Source organism: Winogradskyella vidalii (genome assembly GCF_013403955.1).
In the GTDB taxonomy this organism is placed as follows: Bacteria; Bacteroidota; Bacteroidia; order Flavobacteriales; family Flavobacteriaceae; genus Winogradskyella; species Winogradskyella vidalii.
The window spans coordinates 80,142-103,132 of record NZ_JABFDG010000004.1 but is presented as its reverse complement, the minus strand read 5'-3'; the positions used below and the strand labels follow the sequence as shown (position 1 = coordinate 103,132).

The following is a 22,991-nucleotide window of genomic DNA, read 5'->3' as shown; positions in this document are numbered from 1 at the left end:
CTATTGCGCTTTTTTATTTTCAGAAGATGCTTTAGCTGTACGTAATTCAATACCTTGACTCACGGTACTTAGATCGGTAATAACAACATTTTCATTCGCTTCTAAACCTTGACGTATATAAGCATGTGTATCATCGGTTAACACAATATCTACATTCCTAATTTCTAATTTATTGTCTTTCATCACCCACACCGTCTGATTGCTTCTTACATAGTCGCGGTCTAGCTTTACAACATTGGCTATGGCATTCGCTTCAATTTTAACTTCTACAAAAGTGCCTATCATTAATTTTGGTTTCCCTTTCAATGCTTCAGTTGTCGCTAAAGGATCTGAAACTTTAATCATGATTCTCGCTAATCGGGTTTGTTCATCTAGGGCACCTATTTGTCGGTCTAAATAGCCTTCACGATAGGTGTCACCGCTCCAAGCTGTTGAATTTTCGATACGGACTAATGCACCTTCCGCATGAGTTTCATTAGGAAAACTCAACCATTGTAACTTAGACACAGGAACCGTAGCGACCACCCAATAATCTGCTGTGCCCACCATACGACCTAAGTCATCACCTTGAGAAACTAATGCCCCTTCGGTTACATTTTGGCTTAAAATATGAGCATCAAAAGGCGCTCGTATAGTGGTGCGTTCTAGATTTAGTTTCGCTTGATCCATAGAAGCTTTGGCGCCAGAAATTGTTGCTTTTACAGCACTGAGTTGAGGTTTTCTAAGGACTAACTTGCGTTCTTCTTCTGAAAGTGGATTATTTCCAAAAAGCGTATCGCCTGTAATAAGTTCTAAATCTTGTTCCGCAATTTGCTGACGCCCCATTTCGGTATCTAAGGTGGTTTGAGATTGCATGAATTCGCTTTTACGGAGTTCTAGGGTATTGCGATAATCGGCAGGGTCTATTTGCAACAACACCTGATTTTTTTTAACAAATCCCCCAGGTGTAAAAGCAGGATCTCTGCGGATAATTTGTCCGGAAACCAAAGGACTTAAATTGACGTCTTCTACAGGTTGCACAGTTCCAGTAGCCACAATAACAGGATTGAAGGTGTCTTTTTTAGTTGCAACCACTTCAACTAAAATAGCGGTTTCAATACTGGCACCTTCTTTAGTTGCTTCAGGTTCTGTTGAAAAGATAAGTATGGTGATTATGATACCTACGCCCAGAATGGCTAAGCAAATCCAAAGTATTTTTTTAGTGTTCATAATATCTTATTCGTTAGTTTCACCGTTATTTATTGTTCTGTCGGTTTCAAAACCACCTGCCAAAGCTCTATAGAGACCGATTCTAACCTGTATCTGTTCTAATTGTGCCGATACATAATCGCGTTGTAATTGTTGCTCTTGGTCTAAACCAATGAGCACGTCTAAATAAGGACTAAAACCATTTAAAAACTCGACGCGTAATTGCTTATTACTTTTAGTTGCCAGCTCTAATTGACGACTTATATTTTCTAATCGTTGCTTTTGCATAAGGTTTTGTGAAAGCCCATCTTCTACGTCTTTAAAGGCATCTAATGTGGCTTGTCCGTATTCATATAGCCGTTGTTGTTTGAGGGCTTCAGTTCTGTTAACTTCAGCATTTAATTGGCCGCCATAAAATAAGGGGGCTAATAAGTTTCCTGCAATGGAGTAGGCCCAATTATCAAAAAGATTAGCGAAATTATTGGATCGTAATTGGCCTTGTGTTTGAATAGAAATTCTAGGGTATTTGTTTCGTACGGCAGATGCCATGTCTCGGTCTGCAGCAAGTAAAAGGGCATAAGACTGTTGTATATCTGGCCTACGACGCACAAGTTCTAATGGCATTCCGGTTTGTGGTAGTGTTGAAATATCAGGTAACTCGGTTTCAGTTAATAACATACTTTTTTGAGGCTGGTGCCCTAATAGTACCGCTAATTGATTTTCTAGTAAACGAACATTGGTATGGAATATAATCTGTTGTTCCTCGGTGCTTTTTAACAGTTGCGCTTGCCGTAAAATATCTACACCACGAATTTGACCACCAACAAAACGAGAGCGCATTAATTTTATGATATCTTGATTTGTTTCAATTTGGTTTTGGGTAATTTTTAGTTGTTTTTTTGCTGCGACCAATTGGTACCACGTTGTTGCAATTTCTGCAGAAAGTGATAGGGCTGCAGTGCGATAATCATAAAGACTGGCTTCTGCTCTGAATTTTTCAGCTTGAACAGCTGTTTTTATTCTGCCCCATAAATCTAATTCGTAGGAGGCGGAGATCCCTAATTGTGTGTTTTCACCTCCTCTAAAATCATTTATCGGGAAGTTCTCTGCAGTTTGAGCAGAAGCATCGATTTGAGGCCATTTATTGGAAGTTTCCCTAGAAACTACGGCATTTGCTGCTACAAATTGTTGCCAAGTTGCCGCCAAATTAAAATTACGTTGCATGGCACTGTCAATTAAAGTGTTGAGCTGCTCGTCTTCAAAAACTAACCACCATTGGTCTTCAATTACACTTTCACCTGTATTTGAAAATACTTCTAGGTCGTCTATCGGAAGTTCTGTATTTGATAAGCGCGGCGAACAAGCCATAAGCAACAAAAACAAACCACCGATATAATACGGTAATTTGTTTTTTATCATTCTAAATTTGAAGTGCCTTTTAGTTTTCAAGAAGCTTTATTTTAACAGTTTTGAACGTAAAACATTGACGCTTAACACTAATATATGTATTATTTAATACTTATTTCTTAAGGAATACTTAATTGTTCTTTCGTAATTATTACAAATAGCGCAATAAGGTCTGTGAGAATAATGGTAAATACACCTTGAAGTTTGGTGTCTTTCGTAAATTTAAAAGCAGGGTTTAATCTTAGCTATTAGACGTGTTAATTGAAAATAGAAGCGTCTCTCTCTAGCGCATTTTTCGTCGTGGTATATCCTAAATTAAAAATAGCATCTACATGGCTCATCCCAAAAGTGGTGTAATTCACTAATTCTTGAGGACTAATTACCATATCGCAATTTGAAAATTTAGACATCGATTCTGCAGCAACCATAATTTTATAAGAACGTTCTACAACAGAATATGAATGTTTTAAATCTTTCATGGTTACCTTTTTTAAAGGATTGACATATACACCAACAATTTTATCGCATTTTGGGATTAAAGGTTCTACCGGAAAATTATTTAGTGTACCCCCATCTACATAAAATTTTCCATTAATTTCGGTGGGTGTAAAAACACCAGGAAAAGACGCAGAGGCAATGATGGGTTTTATAAGCTGTCCTTTACTAAACATCTTAGATGTTCCGTCTACAATATTTGCCGCAGGAATAAATAGTGGTTTTTTTAAATCTTCAAAGCGGTCTTGTGGCAAATAGCTTTTAAGATCATCATAGAAGTTTTCGGAATTTAAAAAACCTGGTTTTTTTCGAGCGAATCTTTTCGTATGGAAAAGAGGAATGGTTTTAAAGAACGTCAATATTTCAGACCAAGGAACTCCTGCGGCATATAGAGCACCGACAATAGCACCTGAGCTTGTACCTGCAATGTGTGTGGGAAAAATACCCTGTTCTTCTAAAGCTTTTATGACACCGATATGAGCAGCTCCACGAGCTCCTCCACCAGAAAGCACCAATCCAATACTCATTTTACAACTCTTTAAGATTGTTTATAAATGTATAATGATTTTTGTTATTTCAATATTAAATAGAGCAAAAATTATTTTTAAATAGGACTCATGTTTTAATGGCTTTGTAACATTTATCATAATTTCCCGACAAATATTATAAATAATTACTATTTGAATCTAATTACAAACACCATATCACCAGAAGATAAACAGGCCTTATTACATGCGAAATCTAGTATGCAAAACTTAGGCTGGGCTATACGTAATGTCAATAAAATTGGAAGTACTGTAGAAACCGGCGTTAGCTACGTCCCAGAAAAAGTCTTAGTTAAGGTCGAAAAGATTACAGAAAAAGTCTTGTTAAAGATTATTAAGGCCAATTTGCTAACCATACAAAAGCACAAGACTTTTAAAAAGCCTTCAAAAAACACTTATAAAAGTATTGTTACTGGTACAGGCGCGCTCAGTGGATTTTTGGGGTCATCTACAGGTTTTGGGACTGCTATTTTTGCCTCGGAAGTTACACTTACAACCAATTTTCTAATGCGAACCATAATGGATATTGCGCGTAGCGAAGGTGAAGATATTTATAGTTTAGAAGGGCAAATGCAATGTTTACAGGTTTTTGCTCTTGGTGGTGAAGCTAAAGATGATGATGGCATGGAGACCAGTTACTATACGACACGTGTGGCATTAAATTCAACTTTAAATAATATATCAGCTGCGGGAATAAAGACTAGTTTAGATGGCTTGGTCAAAGGCGTTGGTGCTTTGGGGTCTAATGCAGTTAGTGATTTCTTGTCTAAAATAGCAACACGATTGAGCCTGTTGATTAGTGAGAAATTTTTAGCACAAGCGGTTCCTGTGGTTGGTGCTATTGGAGGCGGTGGGTTAAACTATGTGTTTGTGGATCATTTTCAGAAAATGGCTACGGCACATTTTACTATTAGACGTCTAGAACGCAAATACGGTGAAGCTGAGGTGAAGGCGCTGTTTCAACATTTAAAACCTTAGCGTCTAGGACAGAACTTTAATTGGTTTTAATAAACGAGTTTCAGTCTAGAATAAAAAAAACCAACCACGACATATTTTCGTGGTTGGTCTGCTATTAATCAAGTAGGTAGGGCTTTAATAGGGATTAGTCAATTCATATTTAGGTTTAACGGTTTAGATGAGAACTGTAACAGTTCAATCTTTTACACGTTACAATTCGCATTTTGAAACTCTAGTTCATCATTTCCAATTTTAAAATCGACTTCAAATTCATCATCGTCTTCGTCATCGTCATCATCGTCATTATCAATGTCATCTAATAGCCAAGTGTCATTAATATCATCAAAACCTAGAATATCAAATGTTACATAAATGTTGTTACCTGAGGTACTTGTTGACCAAGTTCCGCTTGCTGTTTCGTCACCCCAAGTTACCGTAACCGTATTATCGATAGTGAAATTAAAATGATACCCAATATAGTTGTTTTCTAGGTCGCTATTGTTGCGTTCTAAATCGTCGATATACCAATCGGAACAAGCGCTTAATACAGACTCTAATTGTTCTGAGGTACAATTATTACAATCATCACCATAGTTAAAATCATCGTCGTCACTAGAGCAAGTTGCAGACATTAAAGAGAAGCCAAGCATTAAAAATACGCCGTAATAAAATCCTTTTTTCATAATATTATTTTTTAAGTTGTTAGTTATTTTGTTTAGTTACAATTATTATTTTGAAATTCTAGTTCGTCATCATCTCCAATTTCAAAGCTCACTTCAACATCGTTGTCATCATCATCATCATCATTGTCGATTTCATCTAAATACCAAGTAGCATTAATATTTTCAAATCCTGGAATATCAAACGTTACGGTGATATTGTTTCCTGTTCCACTAGTGGTCCAAGTTCCATTTTCGGTATTTCCATCCCAAGTCACGGTAAGTGTATTATCGGCAAAGAAATTAAAGAAGTAACCAGTGTAATTGTCTTCTAAATCATTGTCGTTACGTTCTAATTCTTCAATATGCCAATCTGAACAAGCGGTTAATACGGCTTCTAGTTGGTTTGGTGTACAATTATTGCAATCATCATCACCATAGTCGTAGTCATCATCTTCATCACAATCATCTTCGTAATCGTCAATAGCTTGTTCTAATTCGTTTAAGTTGTTAATATCAATAACAACACCATCGGAAAGCACTATACTTAGCGGGAATTCGAAACCAACAAGGTCGTCTTCATCGATATCGTCTATAAATTCGTAGAAATTATTATCGTTAGTGAAGGTGTAAGCGGCAATCACTTCGTTATTAGTATTAAAAACAGAGGCTGTTATAGGATATACAAAATCTAAACATTCTATATCGTCGTCAATTTCATTTTCGTCATTGCAATCGTCAGCTAAATCATCTAGTTGGTCTAGGCTGTTTACTTCAATTTCAGTATAATCGGCAAGAATAATAGTTACAGGAAAATCGATATCAATGTGATCATCATCGTCGTCAAATTCATCTAGAATATCTTCAAGGGCGTCATAATCATTAACTTCAGTAATGGTTAATTCTACGCCATTAATGGTAACTGTTATAGGAAGTTGAATAGTAAAACAATTGGCATTATAAACGATATTATCAACAGAACCATCGTTCATGGTTACATTTTGTATCTGGCTGGCTAAAACAGAATTAGCTTCTAAGGTGCTTTCTGCTGGAGGATCAATACTTAAATCGTCTTCAGTTCTACAAGAAATCATGGTTAGTGATAATCCTATTAGGGCAAAAAGGAAAGGTTTAAAGGTTTTCATAATTAAATTGTTTGTTATTAGTTTTAAAAAGGACCCTTTAATTGGGGCTTTATACTTAGAACAATTAAGTAATTAAATGTCCCAAGAATATTATTAATTTTTTTATTTATGCAATTGAAACTCGAGTTGTTTAAGGCTTTTAAAAGTTGATTTTAATTGAACAAATCGCGTTTGTACCACATTATATTTGTGTTTTTTTAGGGTGTTGTTAGAGTCTTGTTCAACTTGTTCTTTTAATTCTAACATTTTATTTTGGTATTGCCTCAATTCGCTTTCTTTTAATAATGCTATGTTAGAAACTAATCGAATTGTTTTTTTGCTTTCAATGGATTGATTCATGTTTTAGAGGTTTTAAATTTTCACTGCGCTTTTAAAAAATGAAGCAGTTATTTAGGGCTTCTATTTTTAAAACAACTAAATTGTAAAATCTCCCAATATTTTTTCACGTTAAAATAAAATCTAAAACTTGATGTTTTAATAATATTCCCTTTTTTATGTCCATTGAAAAAGATATAATTTTGTAGATTTAAAATTTCAAAACCACCTTTAATTGCCAAAGTCACTCCACAAAGATACTTGTGATAAACTCCGCTTTTCTAAACTCTATGAAAAGTATGCACAGAGCATGAGCAATATTTTGTACTACAAGTATGGCGATTTGCTCAATCCTTCAGATAAAGTGCAAGATGCTTTTATAAAGTTATGGGAAAACTGTGCTAAAGTTGCACCCGAAGCCGCCAAATCTTATTTATATACGGTTGCTAATAATATGATGTTAAACGAAGTAAAACATCAAAAGATAGTGTTTAAACATCAGGAAGTAAAGCCAAGGGACTATACTAATGAAACGCCAGAATTTATGTTGCGGAAAAAAGAATTTTCAAAACGTTATGAAATGGCTTTAGCAAGTTTAAAAGAAGAAGAACGAGTCGCTTTTCTTTTAAATAAGGTGGACGGCAAAACGCACAAAGAAATAGGTGAGCTATTAAATATCACTAAAAAAGTTGCCGGACATAGAATTTATGCGGCTTTAAATAAGCTAAAAGACCAATTAGAAGAACTTAATTAAAAATAATTTTGGGACAATTATAAGTTGAGTTGTTTTATAAGTATAGCATCAAGTTATGGACAAAGAATATTTATTAAAAAAATGGTTGGATAATGATTTATCTGAAGCAGAAGCGAAAGCTTTTAAAGCTTTAGAGGATGCTGATTTGTATGAAGAAATTGTAGAAGAAGCCCAGCGATTTGGTGGTCATCACCGAGCTAAAGTTCCTGCATTTGAAACTTTAGAACAACGTTTGAAAGATAAAAAAGTATCAAGCTTTAATTGGATAAAACCAGCATCCCAAATTGCCGCAGTTTTATTTATTGCTTTAGCGGTATTTATGTTTTGGAATACTAATAAAACCAATACAATTTCAACCGAATTAGCACAAAATGAAACGATAATACTTCCAGATAATTCTGTTGTAGAACTTAATGAATTATCGCAATTAGACTATAAACCTTCCAATTGGGACAAGGAAAGAACCTTAAACTTAAAAGGAGAAGCCTTTTTTGATGTGGAAAAAGGAAAGCGTTTTGACGTCACTACTCAATCGGGAACCGTAAGTGTTTTAGGTACCGAGTTTAATGTGTTTTCTAAAGATAGTATATTTAAAGTTACCTGTTATGAAGGCTTAGTGCAAGTGAGTTATATGGATGAGGTGATTAAATTGCCAGCTGGATCCGAATTTATTTTAGAATCGGGTAAAGCTCAAAAAACAGAAATTGCTATTGCCGAACCCTATTGGCTTAAAAATATGAGTGTATTTAAAGATGCGCCAATTCAAGCCGTATTTTCTGAACTTGAAAATAAATATAATCTTACAATTACAGACTCTATAACTGTAGATAATTTAAGGTTTACAGGCGCTTTTGAACATCTCAATTTAGAGCGTGCCCTAGAAGCCATTAGCCAACCACTTGGTTTGACCTACACTATCGTAAATAACAAAAAGGTCATATTACGCAATGCTAAAAACTAGTTACTTAACCTGTATTTTCAGTTTGCTTTTTTGCGCCGTTGCGAAAGGACAAACCAATACTCAGGAAGTTTCAATTATTAATGCGCTCAATGCGATTTCTAAAGCGCATAATATTACGTTTAATTATAAAAGTGACCTTCTAAAAGATATTTACGTTGTTTCTACTTCAGAAGACCTCAGTATCAATGCGAAAATTGAAAATCTAGAACAGCAAACCAATTTAACGTTTACAAAAATTAGTGATTATGTTATTTCTATTACAGAGGCGATAAGTATCTGTGGTTATATAAAAGACAACTCCGGATTACCGTTGTACGGTGCTACCATTACTACCCAAAATGAATATGCAGTAACGGATGATGCGGGGTATTTTGAAATTGAAATACCTTCTGAAGAAGCTGAATTGATGATTCGATTTATCGGTTTTAAAACCATAGAACGCCAAGCCAAATTTTTTAATCTCGAAAGTTGTGATACCATAACGCTTATTGAAGAAGCCCAACTTTTTAGTTCTGTGTTACTCAATGGTTACCTTGTAAAAGGTATCGATAAACGTCAAGATGGAAGTGTTTCTATAGACTACAGTAAGTTTACCTTGTTACCAGGACTCATTGAATCGGATGTCTTACAAACCGTTCAGGCATTACCAAGTGTATTGAGTGTAGATGAAACCGTATCTAATTTAAACATTAGAGGTGGTTCTCACGATCAGAATCTAATGCTTTGGGATGGTATTAAAATGTATCAATCGAGTCATTTTTTCGGACTGATTTCAAGTTTTAATCCACAAATGACCCAAACAGCTACAGTAATTAATAATGGTACAGATGCCTCGTATACTGATGGTGTTTCAGGGACTATTGCTATGCAATCTAACAAAGCAATCGAATCTAATTTTAAAGGGGCTTTTGGTGTTAATCTACTTAATGCAGATGTATTTTTAAATATTCCCTTTGGAACAACATCATCCGTTCAAATTGCAGGAAGGAAATCTATTGACGACTTGGTACGAACACCAACTTACGATGCTTATTTTGAACGTGTCACACAGCACACCGAAATTGAGGAAAACACTTTTAATGTTACCAATTCTAATCAGTCTTTCGATTTCTATGATACTTCGGTACGCTGGCTATATAATCCAACCGATAAAGATTTTATTCGGTTAAATTTTTTACGCGTTTATAATGATTTAACTTTTGATGAGTCGGCTTTTTCTAATGGTGCTTTAGAAACGAAAGAAAGTAGTATCTCTCAGAATAATATTTCTGCAGGTTTAAACTATAAAAGAGCGTGGAACGATAAATTTAGTACAACTCTTAGTGTTTATAACACTGATTATAAGTTACAAGCTATAAATGCGAATGTTATTGCAGAACAACGCTTTTTACAAGAAAATGTAGTATCGGAAACTTCGGTTAAATTTGAAAGTTTTTATACTCAGAACCAATGGCAATTTAATTTGGGTTATAATTTTATTGAGACTAAAGTTACCAATCTCAATGATATTGATGCCCCAAGATATGTAAGGCGTGATGAAGAAGTTTTAAGAGAACAAGCCGCTTTTGCACAAGTGCAGTTTCAAAATGACACTAAAGATTTTACTGTGAAAGTTGGATCGAGAGTTAATTATATTGAAAAGTTTGATGCGCTAATCATTGAACCTCGTGTTAGTGTTAGAAAAGCCTTAGGAGCGCATTTTGAATTTGAAGCTTTAGGGGAGTTTAAACACCAAAATACCTCACAGATTATTAATTTTCAAAATGATTTTTTAGGCGTTGAAAAACGACGTTGGCAACTTACAGATAATGATAGTATTCCTATAATTAAAAGTAAACAAGCCTCTGTAGGATTGCTTTATAAAAATAAAGGCTGGTTGTTAGATGCCAAAGCTTATTATAAAACGGTAGATGGTATTACCACACAAAGCCAAGGTTTTACTACTAAATATGAATTTGAAAAAGAAAAAGGAAGTTATGAGGTTTATGGCGCTGAATTTTTAGTCCGAAAAAATTTCAAAAACTTAAATACGTGGCTAAGTTATGCTTATCTTTTAAATGATTATACGTTTGAAACCCTCGAAGAAATTGAGTTTCCAAGTAATTTTGATATCTCTCACGCCTTTACATTGGGCACAACCTATAGTAATGACTCTTGGAATATTTCGGCTGGTTTAAATTATAGGTTTGGAAAACCAACATCAGTGCCAATTTCAGAACAAGAAGTAGTGAACGGAGATATTAATTATAGTCGTGCTAATTCGGAGCGCTTGCAAGAGTATTTAAGAATTGATGTTTCGGCACTGTATAAATTTAAAATTAATAAAACGTTCCGTTCAGAAGTTGGTATTTCGGCATGGAATTTATCAGATATAGAAAATCCGATTAACAACTATTATAGGATTAGTTCGGAAGGCAATGTGAATGAATTTTCTAGATATTCATTAGGAATTACAACTAATGCAGTGTTACGTGTTTATTTTTAAAAAACACTTTGGGAATTAAATACGTATTTTAGGTTTGAAAAATGTTTTTAATATTATATTTGCGTTAAATGTAGGTGACTTCCCTAAAATAGCCTAATATTTTGCGTTTTGTCGATAAAAAATAACCGTTCGTGGATATTTATAAACGTTTAAATTTTGTCAATTCGTTTTTTTTTATACTTTTACACCGTTATAAATAATAGAATGCAGAAGAAAAATTTGTTAGCCTCAATCTTAGTTTTTTTTGTAGGTTTCGCATCTATGGCTCAGGATATGCCTCCGCCACCCGCACCTCCACCACCTCCAGGGCTACCTATAGATGGTGGTATTGTTGTTCTATTTATTGTAGCTTTAGGTTATGGTGTTTATAAATCTTTTAAACTAAACAAGCCTAGTAATTAAGAGCGTAGCTCATTTAAGCGTGTTACGTATTTTCCGATCACATCAAATTCTAGATTTACCGTGTCGTCTACTTTTAAGTTTTTAAAAGTCGTATGATTAAAAGTATAAGGTATTATAGCTACAGAAAAACGATTCAACTGAGAATTAACCACAGTTAGACTCACCCCGTTTACAGTAATAGATCCTTTTTCAATAGTAATATTATTCAGATTTTTATCATATTCAAAAGTAAACACCCAACTGCCGTCTGCTTCAACAATAGAAATGCACTTCGCTGTTTGATCGACATGTCCTTGAACAATATGACCATCTAGTCGGTCACCGAGTTTCATGGCGCGTTCTATATTTACAAAATCTTTACTTTTTAAGAAGCCAAGATTGGTTTTTTCAAGGGTTTCTTGTATAACCGTTACGGTATAGGTGTTTCCGTCAATACCAACAACGGTTAAACAAACGCCATTATGCGCTACACTCTGATCTATTTTTAATTCATTTGTTACAGAAGCACGTACAGTAATATGCAGATTACCACCTTCTTTTACTAATTTATCAATTGTGCCTAGATCTTCAATAATTCCTGTAAACATTTTTGTACTTTATTTAGTTAAATTTGTAGTCACAAAGTTAAAACCAATTAATGGAATAGCGCTTTGTTTAGTGTATAGAAACTTTGATTAAAATAAAATCTTTATTATTTTCTATACCAATTAAGATAATACAAATATATGAAGCAAAATGAATCGGTCATCGTCGGAATATCAGTTGGTGACCTTAATGGAATTGGCCCAGAGATTATTATTAAAGCCTATGAAGACCCAAGGACTTTAGAGCTAAATACACCTGTTATTTTTGCAAACGGTAAAACCATGCAGTTTTTTAAGAACCATTTTAAAAGTAAAATCAATTTTTTTAATATTGATTCTCCAGATAAAGTCGTCGTTGGAAAAGTTAATGTTGTAAATGTATGGAACGAAACTGTTAAAATAGATTTCGGTAAGGAAGACAAAAAAATAGGCGAATACGCTATTAAATCATTAGAAGCAGCAACAAATGCTTTAAAAGAAGGGACTATTGATGTCTTGGTAACCGCACCAATTAACAAACACAATATTCAATCTGAAAAATTTAATTTTCCAGGTCACACCGATTATTTAGCTAAAGCCTTAAATGGTAAAAGTCTAATGTTTATGGTGTCAGACACTCTACGTGTTGGACTTTTAACAGATCATGTACCACTTAAAGATGCTAGTGAAACTATCACGGAAAATCTTATAAAGGAAAAAATTGCCACTGTAATAAAGTCTTTAAAACAAGATTTTGGCATTAGAAAACCAAAAGTTGCTGTTTTAGCTATTAATCCACATGCTGGAGATAATGGTGTCATTGGTGATGAAGATGATACGGTTTTAAAGCCAGCTTTAGAAAAAATAAAGTCGGGCGGTCATTTAGTTTATGGACCTTATTCAGCAGATAGTTTTTTTGGATCTGACACGTTTAAGAATTTTGATGCTATTATTGCGTCCTATCACGATCAAGGTTTAATCCCTTTTAAAACCATAACTTTTGGACAGGGCGTTAATTATACCGCAGGCTTAGATAAAGTAAGAACGTCTCCGGATCACGGTACAGCCTACGAAATCGCTGGAAAAGGGGTTGCGGACGAAAACTCTATGAAGCAAGCTATTGTAGCTGCAACCCAAATTTTTAAACTGAGAGCGGTATATAATCACTATGGTAAAAACCCCTTAAAAAAGGGTTCTCGATAGTTATAAACAAAATTTGTTGATATCTAGGCGTTAAGTAATTAAAAATTTATATATTTGCACGCTCAAAATGAATGTGATAATGAAGGCATTAAAATCTTATACTATCCCTTTTGTAGGTTTAAAGGTAGGAGAACACCATTTTGATTATCAAATTGATAATACGTTCTTTCAGCATTTTGAATATGATGAATTTAACGCTGTTGATGTAAAAATTGACCTTAAGTTTGAAAAAAAAACAACCTTTTTAGAGTTGCATTTTTCAGCCAAAGGCACTGTAAACGTTAACTGCGACATTACAAATGAACCTTATGATCAAACCATTGATGACCATTTAAATTTAGTTGTTAAGTTTGGTGATGAGTATAATGATGATAATGAAGCAATATTAATTGTACCTCACGGTGAGTACGAAATTAATGTAGCACAATATATATATGAACTTATTATTTTATCGGTTCCTATAAAACGCGTTCATCCAGGTATTGAAGACGGTACATTGCAGTCTGAGATATTTTCAAAATTAGAAGAATTGAGTCCAAATGAGGACAACAAAACAAAATCATCGGAGGATATTGATCCTCGTTGGAATAATTTAAAAAAACTATTAACGGATAAATAACATTTAAAATGGCACATCCAAAGCGTAAAATATCGAAAACAAGAAGAGATAAAAGAAGAACTCATTATAAAGCTTCTGTACCTCAAATAGCAACTTGCCCAACAACTGGTGAGCCACACTTATACCATAGAGCTCATTGGCACGAAGGTAAATTATACTACAGAGGTCAAGTATTAATTGACAATTCAGTAGAGGAAGAAAACGTAGCATAAGTATTATGCATGCATACAAGAAAACGCTCCAAAGGAGCGTTTTTTTTGTTATTATCTTTTTCAATAGAATAAAAACTACTTACTTTGCGTAATAGTTTGCCTAAAAATGATAAAAATTGACCGAATTACATCAATTTTTATCATTTTTGCCTACTTTTAATTATCTAAATCCTAATAATGAGTAAAATCACAGCGGCAATTACAGCTGTCGGAGGCTATGTTCCTGACTTTGTTTTATCTAACAAAGTATTAGAAACAATGGTAGAAACTAACGACGAATGGATTACCTCCAGAACAGGAATCAAGGAGCGTAGAATCCTAAAAGAAGAAGGCAAAGGAACTTCGTTTTTAGCTATAAAAGCAGCGGAAGATCTAATTCAGAAAAAGGGCTTAGACCCTAAAGAAATTGAATTAGTAATTGTTTGTACTGCTTCGCCAGATATGAAAGCAGCATCAACTGCAGCATATACGGCAACACAGATAGGCGCTGTAAATGCATTCTCTTACGATTTAGAAGCTGCATGTTCAAGTTTCCTATTCGGAATGTCTACCGCAGCAGCTTATATAGAATCTGGTCGATACAAAAAAATTCTTTTAATTGGTGCCGATAAAAATTCGTCATTTATCAATTATAAAGACAGAGCAACCTGTATCATCTTTGGAGATGGCGCAGGTGCCGTACTTTTTGAACCTAATGAAGACGGTTTAGGATTACAAGATGAATTATTGAGAAGTAATGGTGAGGGAAGAGAGTTTCTTCAAGCTACTTACGGTGGTTCTTCTTATCCTATAACAAAAGACACTTTTGAGGAAGGTAAACATTATGTGTTTCAAGATGGAAAAACGGTATTCAAAAATGCGGTTTTCAATATGGCAGATGTTGCTGAAAAAATAATGGATCGAAATCAACTGACCAATGATGATATAGCTTGGTTAGCAGCTCACCAGGCCAATAAACGAATTATTGATGCCACAGCTAACAGAATTAATTTAGAAGAAAACAAAGTAATGATGAATATTCAGCGGTATGGAAATACAACCTCTGCAACATTACCTTTGTTATTATTTGATTACGAATCACAACTTAAAAAAGGTGATAAAATAATATTCGCAGCCTTTGGAGGCGGATTTACTTGGGGCTCTATTTATTTTAAATGGGCTTATAATTCCTAACTAACAACTAACAAATAAAATATCTAAACATTATGGAATTAAAAGAAATTCAGAACTTAATAAAATTTGTTGCCAAGTCTGGTGCAAGTGAGGTTAAGTTAGAAATGGATGACATTAAGATTACCATTAAAACAGGTTCAGAAGACACCACAATTGTACAGCAAGTACCAGTACAAGCACCGTCTTCAATGATGCAACCTCAAATGCCAGCACAGCAAGCTGTGGCGGCACAAGAAACACCAGTTGCAACAACAACAGCTGTAGAAGATTCAAAATATATCACTATAAAGTCACCAATAATTGGAACATTTTATCGCAAGCCATCTCCAGACAAGCCCGTGTTTGTTGAAGTTGGTACAGATATAAAAGAAGGTGATGTACTTTGTGTTATAGAAGCCATGAAGTTATTTAACGAGATTGAATCTGAAATTTCTGGTAAAATAGTAAAAGTACTGGTAGATGATGCTTCTCCAGTAGAGTTTGATCAACCGTTATTTTTAGTTGATCCTTCATAAACATTTAGTTTAGAAGTTTTAAGTTTTAAGTTTAAATAAATGTATTTAAGCCAATAAACTGCTAAACAATAAACTCTTAAACTCAAAAGACATGTTTAAAAAAATATTAATTGCCAATAGAGGGGAAATAGCACTTAGAGTTATTAGAACCTGTAAAGAAATGGGCATTAAAACTGTAGCAGTTTACTCTACTGTAGATGTCGATAGTCTCCATGTTAAGTTTGCAGACGAAGCAGTTTGTATAGGGCCACCTCCAAGTAGTGAATCTTACTTAAAAATATCAAATATTATAGCCGCTGCAGAAATTACAAATGCAGATGCTATTCATCCGGGTTATGGATTCTTATCCGAAAACGCAAAATTTTCTAAAATATGTGAGGAGCATGGTATCAAATTTATCGGTGCATCTGAAGATATGATTAATCGCATGGGCGATAAAGCCAATGCCAAAGCCACGATGAAAGCTGCTGGTGTTCCTTGTGTGCCAGGAAGTGAAGGGGTTATAGAAAGTTTTGAAGAGTGTGTAAAAACCGCTAAAGCTACTGGATATCCCGTAATGCTAAAAGCCTCTGCAGGTGGTGGAGGAAAAGGAATGCGTGCGGTTTGGAAACCAGAAGACCTTGAAAATGCTTGGGAATCTGCACGTTCAGAATCTAAAGCTGCCTTTGGAAATGATGATATGTATATGGAAAAGCTTATTGAAGAGCCTCGCCATATCGAAATACAAATTGTAGGTGATTCTAGAGGTAAAGCCTGTCATTTATCAGAACGCGATTGCTCTATTCAACGTCGTCACCAAAAGTTAACCGAAGAAGTGCCTTCGCCTTTTATGACCGATAAATTGAGAACTAAAATGGGTAAAGCCGCTGTAAAAGCTGCTGAATTTATTAAGTATGAAGGTGCTGGAACTGTAGAGTTCTTAGTTGATAAGCATAGAGATTTTTACTTTATGGAAATGAATACACGTATTCAGGTAGAACACCCAATAACAGAACAAGTTATTGATTTCGACTTAATTCGTGAGCAAATATTAGTGGCAGCAGGAGTACCAATTTCTGGTAAAAACTATACGCCAAACTTACATTCTATAGAGTGTAGAATTAATGCTGAAGATCCATTTAATGATTTTAGACCTTCACCAGGCCGAATTACAACATTACATGCACCTGGTGGACATGGTGTTCGTTTAGATACACATGTGTATGCAGGTTACAGTATTCCGCCAAACTACGATTCTATGATTGCTAAGTTGATAACTACAGCACAAACAAGGGAAGAAGCTATCAATAAAATGAAGCGTGCTTTAGATGAATTTGTTATCGAAGGTATTAAGACCACCATACCATTCCACAGACAATTGATGGATCATCCAGACTATTTAGCAGGTAATTATACCACTAAATTTATGGAAGATTTTAAATTAGAAAAACAGATTGAAGAATAAATAGAAAAGCGGCTTTTTAAGTCGCTTTTTTACATTTCGGCAATTACTTTAAACTGCTTGAGTGTTTGAGGGACCTCATTAATTTCAAATTCAAAATCAATTTCATACTGCGTTTTGGTAATCTTTTTGATGTTTAATTGACCTTTATCAATTGGAAAATACCCAGACTGACCTCTACAGAAACAAAGTCTGCCATATGACGCATTAACTTGTTTCAACATCTTGTCTTCAAATGACATTAACTTTTCTTTGTTAATTTCTAGATAAACAACTTCTGTAAAACCGCTATCAGGAACAGCCTCAATTTGCCCACTTTTAAATTCAAATTTTAAGAGGTTAGATGTTGCTTCTGTGATTTTTGGATAATATTCACCAATATCATCTTTAACTAATTTGAAGCTTTTGTTTTTCAGAATTTCAAAACTACATGTTCCGCTTTCAGGGCATAATTCAGATGTATTGCTCTGAACACCAGTGAAATTGTCCTTTTGCGAATTACAAGAAAAATTAAGAAAAGCGATTAAAAAAAAAACAAATAATTTCATATATATAGTGATATTAGTCTTTTAGAGATATACCAACTATATTTGAGGAAATTAAATTCCCTTTATATATGAAAATATACTACTCAAAATTTATTTACAGTCTGCTAACGGCGTTCTTTTTTGTATCCGTATCTGCAGCCCAAAGTCAAGAAACTCTTTGGTCTAAGTCTACTACGGATAAAGTTAAAAAAGAAAATGTTATTTTTTATAAATCTATACCAAAAAATTCAATTTTACTAAGTCTTAATGTTCAAGCATTGCAAGCACGTTTATCAAATGCACCAAAGCGAACTCAGAGCTCTGCTAATGAAGGTGTAGTTATTGATTTTCCTGATCAAAAAGGAAATTTTCAATCTTATTTGGTGAAAGAAGCTTCTGTAATGTCATCGGAATTGCAAGCCCAGTTTCCTCATATTCGGTCTTATATTGGCAAAGGTATAGATAACCCAGCTTCGGTTATTAGATTTAGTATTTCACCAGAAAAAGGACTCAGTAGTATGCTCCTTTCTGATAAAAAAACAATTTTTATTGAACCTTACTCAGCAGATTTACAAAACTATTTGGTGTTTATCAATTCTATAGAAGATGGTCCTAGAACACCATTTGAATGTGAAACAGAATATGTTGAACCTGAACTTAATATTTCTAATGAAGCATATGTTGCACTGAGAAACGCGGACGATCAAACCTTGAGAACGTATCGTTTGGCATTAGCTTGTACTGTAGAATACTCACAATATCACGGCGGCACACTTGCGCAAGTTACTGCAGCTATGGTTGCCACAATGACGCGTGTTAATGGCGTTTATGAACGAGATTTAGGAATAACAATGGAAATGGTACCTAACTCATCTATAATATTCTTAGGGCCAAATGTAAACTCCGATCCTTATACTAACAATGATGGTAGTGCTATGCTAGGAGAAAATCAAACCACATGTGATAATGTAAATAATATAGGGTCAGCAAATTATGATATAGGCCATGTATTTAGTACTGGTGGTGGTGGAATTGCTCAGTTGTTCTCTCCTTGTAATAACAATTCTAAAGCAAGAGGGGTAACAGGTTCTTTTGCACCAACAGGAGATGCTTTTGATATTGATTATGTAGCACATGAGATGGGCCATCAATTTGGTGCCAACCACACACAAAATAATAATTGTCAGCGTTCTAATGTGTCAGTAGAGCCAGGTAGTGCTTCTACAATTATGGGCTATGCAGGTATTTGTGCACCAAATATTCAGAACAATAGTGATGATTATTTTCATGGTGAAAATATTAAAGAAATATGGTTAAATATCTCTGCAGGTACGGGTAGTACTTGTTTTACAGGAACTAGCACCAATAATGCTGCTCCGTTTGTAAATGCAGGTGCCAATTTTTCAATACCAAAATCAACAGCTTTTACTTTAAAAGGATCTGCTGTAGATGCCGATACTCCATTTGGGTTAACTTATTGTTGGGAACAAACTGATGCAACACCAGCAACAATGCCTCCACAGTCTACAAATACAGGTGGACCAACATTTAGATCTTTAGACCCTTCTAGTTCACCTAACAGGTATATGCCAGCATTACCTACAGTCATGTCTGGTTCACTAGCTTCAACCTGGGAAGTTGTTCCTTCTGTTGCTAGAGATATGAACTTTTTACTAACGGTAAGAGATAATGAATTAAACGGCGGTGCTACAGGGTCTTCAGAAATGATGGTTTCAGTAGAAGATGTTACGCCTTTTACGGTAGTTACTCCACCAACTTGGGGACAGAATACAAGTCAACAAGTAAATTGGATAGTTGGAGCAACTGCTGATCCAACAATTAATTGTCAATTAGTAAACATTTTGTTTACAGTTAATAATGGTGCTACATTTACAACTCTAGCAACAGAAGTTCCTAACACGGGTTCAGCGACAATTACAGTACCTAATATTGCTGATAACAATAATGCCAAAATACTTGTTGAAGCGGCAGATAATATATTCTATGCTGTTTCAAATGCATTTTTAATATCAGACGAAGAAGACTTCAGTATTGTTTCGCTAACAGAAAATCAAGAGGTATGTGCTGAAGATTCAGTAACTTTTGATTTTGATTTTATAACCACAAATGGCTTCTCAGAAAATACGTTTTTTACGGCATCTGGTGTGCCTGCAGGAGCAACGACAACATTTACGCCTGCATCTCTAAATTCAGATGATAGTTTTACATTAACAATCGGTAACCTTGGAGCCACAACTGTTGGTGTTTATGATATCACAGTAACTGGTACATCACCTTCATTAACTAGAACAGCAAATGTTGTTTTAGATAGAAGTTGTACAGAGGTTGTTTGTAATCCACCATATGCTACAGCAGAAAATTTAGGAGTTGCTATTCCTGACCCTTCAGGTGGAAATGCTGGTTTAGTAACCCATACCTTAAACATTCCAGATTCAAATATTATAGAGAGTATGACCCTATCTTTAGATATAAGCCATACTTGGATTAGTGATTTGCAAGTTTATATTTTACCTCCGGGAGGAACATTTGCCAACGATGCAATTAAACTTTGGGATAATACTTGTGCAGTAAGTTCAGGGACGGGGTATGAGAATTTTGCAGTTACTTTTGATGATCAAGCAGCAGCATTACCTGGTGTTGATGGATGTAGCGATAACTTTACGGGGACCTACAGCCCAAGTGAATCTTTGAGTGCTTTTACAGGCTTAGATGCCCAAGGCGATTGGCAATTACTCGTTGCAGATTTTTTTAATGGAGATACAGGAACTTTAAATAGCTGGTCTATTGAAATATGTTATGAAGCACCTTTAAGTATTGAAGAAAATAAATTTGAAGATTTAGCGGTCTACCCAAATCCAAATAATGGTAGTTTTAATATCGCTTTCAATCCAAAATCAGATGAAGACATTATAATCGAGGTTTTTGATATTAGAGGTCGATCTATTTACACTAAAACTCATTATAATAACATAAGTAGATTTGAAGAGGTTATTAGGCTTAACAATGCCCAATCTGGTGTTTACTTATTAACGATTGCTAATGGTACTCAAAAAGTGACCAAGAAAATTATAGTAGAATAAGAATTTAATTTATAATTTTAAAAGCTCCTAAATTAGGAGCTTTTTTTATGCGATGAATTTATCATATTGGGAAATAAAAAACAAACTGACTAACATTGATTATACCATTGTTGGTAGTGGTATTGTAGGGCTTAACTGTGCACTTCAATTAAAGCTCCGTTTTCCAAAAGCTAAGATTTTAATCTTAGAAAAAGGGATATTTCCGCAAGGAGCAAGTACAAAAAATGCAGGATTTGCCTGTTTTGGAAGTCTAAGCGAAATTATAGAAGATTTACACAATCATTCTAAAGAAGAGGTTTTAAAGCTGATTAAAAAGCGAATTAATGGACTTCAGTTGCTTCGTGAAACATTAGGTGATAAAACAATCGGTTATCAAAATTTTGGCGGTTATGAATTGTTTTTAGACTCAGATGAAACCCTTTATAATTCCTGTTTAAATCAGCGAGATGATATCAATCAACTTTTACATCCAATCTTTAAGTCTGATGTTTTTTCGTTTATGCCGAATGACTTAGGCTTTAAAAACTTACAATCTAAGTACAGTTTTAATCCGTTTGAAGGACAAATAGATACCGGAAAAATGATGACTGCTTTAGTACATAAAGTACAATCTTTAGGCATAGAATTATTAAATAATATAAGAGTTGAAACATTTTCTGAAGATTTAGATAAGGTGAAAATAAAAACCAATCATTTTGAGTTTTCAACAAAAAAGCTTTTTATTGCCACCAACGGATTTGCAAAACAGCTTAATATTCCAGAAGTTAAACCAGCTAGAGCTCAAGTTTTAATTACCCAGCCTATTGACAATTTACCGATTAAAGGGACATTTCACTTAGATAAAGGCTATTACTATTTCAGAAATATTGATGATAGAATATTACTTGGAGGCGGACGTCATCTCGATTTTAAAACCGAAGAGACAGATAGATTTGGGGAAACAGCGATTATTCAAAATAAATTAGAAGACCTTTTAAAAACAACTATTTTACCAAATACTGACTTTAAAATAGAATACCGTTGGTCTGGAATTATGGGTGTAGGCACACAGAAAAAGCCTCTTGTAAAAGCCATTGGAAATCATGTGTTTTGTGGTGTAAGGTTAGGTGGCATGGGCATTGCCATTGGTAGCTTAGTTGGAAAAGAATTAGCAGATTTAGTAGAATAGCAGATGAAGCGATTGTTTAGATTTATTGGGAAACTAGTATTGTGGTGTATTATCCTTTCTGTAGGTTTGGTTTTTTTATATAAGTATGTTCCAGTGCCTGCAACGCCTTTAATGTTTATACGTTATTTTGAAAATACAGATGAAACTAAAATTTGGAAGCACGACTGGGTGACTATAGATGACATATCAAAACATATGCAACTCGCAGTTATTTGTAGTGAGGATCAAAAATTTCTAGCTCATAATGGGTTTGATATTGAAGCTATTGAAAAAGCCTATGCATACAATAAACAAGGTAAACGTTTACGAGGAGGAAGTACCATTAGCCAGCAGACAGCTAAAAATGTGTTTCTATGGCCAGAACGCAGCTGGTTTCGCAAAGGTTTAGAAAGCTATTTTACGTTTTTAATTGAAATGATTTGGAGCAAAGAGCGCATTTTCGAAGTGTATTTAAATAGTATTGAAATGGGACAAGGTATCTATGGCGTTGAAGCAGCTGCTCAACATTGGTTTAATAAGTCGGCTGTTAATTTAAATGCCTATGAAGCAGCAGCTATAGCTTCAATTTTACCTAATCCAAGAAATTATAAAGCTAATCCAGCCACGTCGTATATTCAAAAACGGAAACAGTGGATTGTTAAGCAAATGCGATTTTATGGGGAATTTAATCTGAGTACTCAAAAATGACCATAAAACAAAAATTATATAACCAGTGTTTACAATTTATTGATAATCGATTGACTACCGTAAACCGAACCATTTCTGATATTCAAAATTCGCTACAATCTGAAACCAAAAGTAGTGCAGGAGATAAACATGAAACCGGAAGAGCTATGGTGCAGTTAGAGCGCGAAAAAGCGGGTCATCAATTAGCTGAAATTGAAAAACAGAAACAAATCCTTCAGAAAGTAAATATGGATTCAAAACACCATAAAGTGGCTTTAGGAAGTGTGGTTAGAACAACACAAGCGAATTACTTTATAAGTATCAGTGTTGGAGAAATTATTATAGACAACACTTCTTATTTTGCGATTTCTGCGGCAACGCCAATCGCGCAATTGTTATTGTCTAAGAGTGTTGATGATGCTATTGTATTTAGAGATAATAAATTCAAAATAAAAGATGTTTTTTAAAATTAAAAAGCAGACCAACCGAA

At 34.5% G+C, this 22,991-nt stretch carries 23 protein-coding genes; 15 read left to right on the top strand and 8 right to left on the bottom strand.

Translation table 11 applies throughout. From position 1 onward, the window contains the following. The 3 genes from HM982_RS10935 to HM982_RS10925 all read right to left on the bottom strand — a co-directional run bounded on the left by HM982_RS10935 (window position 1) and on the right by HM982_RS10925 (window position 3,617). Entirely contained in the window at window positions 1-1,209 is a 1,209-nt protein-coding gene (locus HM982_RS10935; RefSeq protein ID WP_179353203.1) for an efflux RND transporter periplasmic adaptor subunit, read from the bottom strand. 6 nt (window positions 1,210-1,215) lie between these two features. After that, entirely contained in the window at window positions 1,216-2,607 is a 1,392-nt protein-coding gene (locus tag HM982_RS10930; RefSeq protein ID WP_179353202.1) for a TolC family protein, read from the bottom strand. Window positions 2,608-2,852: 245 nt separating this feature from the next. Next, entirely contained in the window at window positions 2,853-3,617 is a 765-nt protein-coding gene (locus tag HM982_RS10925; RefSeq protein ID WP_179353201.1) for a patatin-like phospholipase family protein, read from the bottom strand. A 153-nt stretch (window positions 3,618-3,770) separates the two neighbouring features. On the opposite strand from HM982_RS10925, the gene HM982_RS10920 reads away from it, so the two are divergent. Then, entirely contained in the window at window positions 3,771-4,613 is an 843-nt protein-coding gene (locus HM982_RS10920) for an EcsC family protein (RefSeq protein ID WP_179353200.1), read from the top strand. A gap of 182 nt (window positions 4,614-4,795) precedes the next feature. Here HM982_RS10920 and HM982_RS10915 read toward each other — a convergent pair whose 3' ends face one another. The 3 genes from HM982_RS10915 to HM982_RS10905 all read right to left on the bottom strand — a co-directional run bounded on the left by HM982_RS10915 (window position 4,796) and on the right by HM982_RS10905 (window position 6,735). Beyond that, window positions 4,796-5,275: a hypothetical protein gene (locus HM982_RS10915; RefSeq protein WP_179353199.1), complete on the bottom strand. Its 480-nt coding sequence runs from the start codon at window positions 5,273-5,275 to the stop codon at window positions 4,796-4,798. 32 nt (window positions 5,276-5,307) lie between these two features. Beyond that, window positions 5,308-6,396, bottom strand: coding sequence for a hypothetical protein (locus tag HM982_RS10910; RefSeq protein WP_179353198.1), 1,089 nt, complete (start codon window positions 6,394-6,396; stop codon window positions 5,308-5,310). Window positions 6,397-6,498: 102 nt separating this feature from the next. After that, on the bottom strand, window positions 6,499-6,735 hold the full coding sequence (locus HM982_RS10905; protein ID WP_179353197.1) for a hypothetical protein: 237 nt from the start codon (window positions 6,733-6,735) through the stop codon (window positions 6,499-6,501). Between the two features lie 211 nt (window positions 6,736-6,946). Between HM982_RS10905 and HM982_RS10900 the strand changes: the two genes are divergently transcribed. The 4 genes from HM982_RS10900 (at window position 6,947) to HM982_RS10885 (ending at window position 11,313) form a co-directional block, all read left to right on the top strand. Next, on the top strand, window positions 6,947-7,465 hold the full coding sequence (locus HM982_RS10900; protein WP_179353196.1) for an RNA polymerase sigma factor: 519 nt from the start codon (window positions 6,947-6,949) through the stop codon (window positions 7,463-7,465). Between the two features lie 55 nt (window positions 7,466-7,520). Further along, on the top strand, window positions 7,521-8,426 hold the full coding sequence (locus HM982_RS10895) for a FecR family protein (protein ID WP_179353195.1): 906 nt from the start codon (window positions 7,521-7,523) through the stop codon (window positions 8,424-8,426). Next, the gene (locus tag HM982_RS10890) at window positions 8,413-10,911 is read left to right on the top strand and encodes a TonB-dependent receptor (RefSeq protein WP_179353194.1); all 2,499 of its coding nucleotides are present in this window, start codon (window positions 8,413-8,415) and stop codon (window positions 10,909-10,911) included. Before HM982_RS10895 ends, HM982_RS10890 begins: the two co-directional genes overlap by 14 nt. A 204-nt stretch (window positions 10,912-11,115) precedes the next feature. Next, window positions 11,116-11,313: a PID-CTERM protein-sorting domain-containing protein gene (locus tag HM982_RS10885; protein WP_246296735.1), complete on the top strand. Its 198-nt coding sequence runs from the start codon at window positions 11,116-11,118 to the stop codon at window positions 11,311-11,313. Here HM982_RS10885 and HM982_RS10880 read toward each other — a convergent pair. Continuing rightward, window positions 11,310-11,900, bottom strand: coding sequence for a riboflavin synthase (locus HM982_RS10880; protein WP_179353193.1), 591 nt, complete (start codon window positions 11,898-11,900; stop codon window positions 11,310-11,312). The genes HM982_RS10885 and HM982_RS10880 overlap by 4 nt on opposite strands. A gap of 138 nt (window positions 11,901-12,038) precedes the next feature. Here HM982_RS10880 and pdxA point away from each other — a divergent pair, with 138 nt between their 5' ends. The 6 genes from pdxA to accC all read left to right on the top strand — a co-directional run bounded on the left by pdxA (window position 12,039) and on the right by accC (window position 17,042). Beyond that, window positions 12,039-13,079 (top strand): 4-hydroxythreonine-4-phosphate dehydrogenase PdxA, encoded by a 1,041-nt coding sequence (pdxA, locus tag HM982_RS10875; protein ID WP_179353192.1) that lies wholly within the window; start codon window positions 12,039-12,041, stop codon window positions 13,077-13,079. 79 nt (window positions 13,080-13,158) lie between these two features. Continuing rightward, window positions 13,159-13,698, top strand: a complete 540-nt coding sequence (locus HM982_RS10870; protein WP_179353191.1) for a YceD family protein — start codon at window positions 13,159-13,161, stop codon at window positions 13,696-13,698. Window positions 13,699-13,706: 8 nt separating this feature from the next. Next, window positions 13,707-13,910: a 50S ribosomal protein L32 gene (gene rpmF / locus HM982_RS10865; RefSeq protein ID WP_076619181.1), complete on the top strand. Its 204-nt coding sequence runs from the start codon at window positions 13,707-13,709 to the stop codon at window positions 13,908-13,910. 177 nt (window positions 13,911-14,087) lie between these two features. Further along, entirely contained in the window at window positions 14,088-15,083 is a 996-nt protein-coding gene (locus HM982_RS10860; protein ID WP_179353190.1) for a beta-ketoacyl-ACP synthase III, read from the top strand. Between the two features lie 32 nt (window positions 15,084-15,115). After that, complete coding sequence (accB, locus tag HM982_RS10855; RefSeq protein WP_179353189.1) at window positions 15,116-15,598, top strand: acetyl-CoA carboxylase biotin carboxyl carrier protein; 483 nt, start codon at window positions 15,116-15,118, stop codon at window positions 15,596-15,598. A 91-nt stretch (window positions 15,599-15,689) separates the two neighbouring features. After that, complete coding sequence (gene accC / locus HM982_RS10850) at window positions 15,690-17,042, top strand: acetyl-CoA carboxylase biotin carboxylase subunit (RefSeq protein WP_179353188.1); 1,353 nt, start codon at window positions 15,690-15,692, stop codon at window positions 17,040-17,042. Window positions 17,043-17,071: 29 nt separating this feature from the next. Here accC and HM982_RS10845 read toward each other — a convergent pair whose 3' ends face one another. Further along, window positions 17,072-17,587 carry a hypothetical protein gene (locus tag HM982_RS10845; RefSeq protein WP_179353187.1) on the bottom strand — a complete coding sequence of 172 codons (516 nt, stop codon included), beginning with the start codon at window positions 17,585-17,587 and terminating at the stop codon, window positions 17,072-17,074. 68 nt (window positions 17,588-17,655) lie between these two features. On the opposite strand from HM982_RS10845, the gene HM982_RS10840 reads away from it, so the two are divergent. Genes HM982_RS10840 through HM982_RS10825 form a run of 4 tightly spaced genes read left to right on the top strand, consistent with a single transcriptional unit; the run spans window position 17,656 to window position 22,968 of the window. Continuing rightward, a complete protein-coding gene (locus tag HM982_RS10840; RefSeq protein ID WP_179353186.1) occupies window positions 17,656-20,667 on the top strand; it encodes a reprolysin-like metallopeptidase in 3,012 nt (1,003 codons plus the stop codon). Between the two features lie 52 nt (window positions 20,668-20,719). Then, window positions 20,720-21,835, top strand: a complete 1,116-nt coding sequence (locus HM982_RS10835) for an NAD(P)/FAD-dependent oxidoreductase (RefSeq protein WP_179353185.1) — start codon at window positions 20,720-20,722, stop codon at window positions 21,833-21,835. Between the two features lie 3 nt (window positions 21,836-21,838). Next, window positions 21,839-22,522, top strand: coding sequence for a monofunctional biosynthetic peptidoglycan transglycosylase (gene mtgA / locus HM982_RS10830; RefSeq protein WP_179353184.1), 684 nt, complete (start codon window positions 21,839-21,841; stop codon window positions 22,520-22,522). Next, window positions 22,519-22,968, top strand: a complete 450-nt coding sequence (locus HM982_RS10825; protein WP_179353183.1) for a 3-oxoacyl-ACP synthase — start codon at window positions 22,519-22,521, stop codon at window positions 22,966-22,968. Before mtgA ends, HM982_RS10825 begins: the two co-directional genes overlap by 4 nt. Window positions 22,969-22,991 lie beyond the last annotated feature (23 nt).

Excerpts from the sequence above, each read along its gene's own strand:
- HM982_RS10925 (WP_179353201.1), bottom strand. The coding sequence starts at position 3,617 with ATGAGTATTGGATTGGTGCTTTCTGGTGGAGGAGCTCGTGGAGCTGCT.
- HM982_RS10845 (WP_179353187.1), bottom strand. The coding sequence starts at position 17,587 with ATGAAATTATTTGTTTTTTTTTTAATCGCTTTTCTTAATTTTTCTTGT.
- HM982_RS10935 (WP_179353203.1), bottom strand. The coding sequence starts at position 1,209 with ATGAACACTAAAAAAATACTTTGGATTTGCTTAGCCATTCTGGGCGTA.
- HM982_RS10825 (WP_179353183.1), top strand. The coding sequence starts at position 22,519 with ATGACCATAAAACAAAAATTATATAACCAGTGTTTACAATTTATTGAT.
- rpmF (WP_076619181.1), top strand. The coding sequence starts at position 13,707 with ATGGCACATCCAAAGCGTAAAATATCGAAAACAAGAAGAGATAAAAGA.
- HM982_RS10840 (WP_179353186.1), top strand. The coding sequence starts at position 17,656 with ATGAAAATATACTACTCAAAATTTATTTACAGTCTGCTAACGGCGTTC.
- HM982_RS10890 (WP_179353194.1), top strand. The coding sequence starts at position 8,413 with ATGCTAAAAACTAGTTACTTAACCTGTATTTTCAGTTTGCTTTTTTGC.
- accC (WP_179353188.1), top strand. The coding sequence starts at position 15,690 with ATGTTTAAAAAAATATTAATTGCCAATAGAGGGGAAATAGCACTTAGA.
- accB (WP_179353189.1), top strand. The coding sequence starts at position 15,116 with ATGGAATTAAAAGAAATTCAGAACTTAATAAAATTTGTTGCCAAGTCT.
- HM982_RS10910 (WP_179353198.1), bottom strand. The coding sequence starts at position 6,396 with ATGAAAACCTTTAAACCTTTCCTTTTTGCCCTAATAGGATTATCACTA.
- mtgA (WP_179353184.1), top strand. The coding sequence starts at position 21,839 with ATGAAGCGATTGTTTAGATTTATTGGGAAACTAGTATTGTGGTGTATT.
- HM982_RS10860 (WP_179353190.1), top strand. The coding sequence starts at position 14,088 with ATGAGTAAAATCACAGCGGCAATTACAGCTGTCGGAGGCTATGTTCCT.
- HM982_RS10895 (WP_179353195.1), top strand. The coding sequence starts at position 7,521 with ATGGACAAAGAATATTTATTAAAAAAATGGTTGGATAATGATTTATCT.
- pdxA (WP_179353192.1), top strand. The coding sequence starts at position 12,039 with ATGAAGCAAAATGAATCGGTCATCGTCGGAATATCAGTTGGTGACCTT.
- HM982_RS10905 (WP_179353197.1), bottom strand. The coding sequence starts at position 6,735 with ATGAATCAATCCATTGAAAGCAAAAAAACAATTCGATTAGTTTCTAAC.
- HM982_RS10930 (WP_179353202.1), bottom strand. The coding sequence starts at position 2,607 with ATGATAAAAAACAAATTACCGTATTATATCGGTGGTTTGTTTTTGTTG.
- HM982_RS10915 (WP_179353199.1), bottom strand. The coding sequence starts at position 5,275 with ATGAAAAAAGGATTTTATTACGGCGTATTTTTAATGCTTGGCTTCTCT.
- HM982_RS10870 (WP_179353191.1), top strand. The coding sequence starts at position 13,159 with ATGAAGGCATTAAAATCTTATACTATCCCTTTTGTAGGTTTAAAGGTA.
- HM982_RS10880 (WP_179353193.1), bottom strand. The coding sequence starts at position 11,900 with ATGTTTACAGGAATTATTGAAGATCTAGGCACAATTGATAAATTAGTA.
- HM982_RS10885 (WP_246296735.1), top strand. The coding sequence starts at position 11,116 with ATGCAGAAGAAAAATTTGTTAGCCTCAATCTTAGTTTTTTTTGTAGGT.
- HM982_RS10835 (WP_179353185.1), top strand. The coding sequence starts at position 20,720 with ATGAATTTATCATATTGGGAAATAAAAAACAAACTGACTAACATTGAT.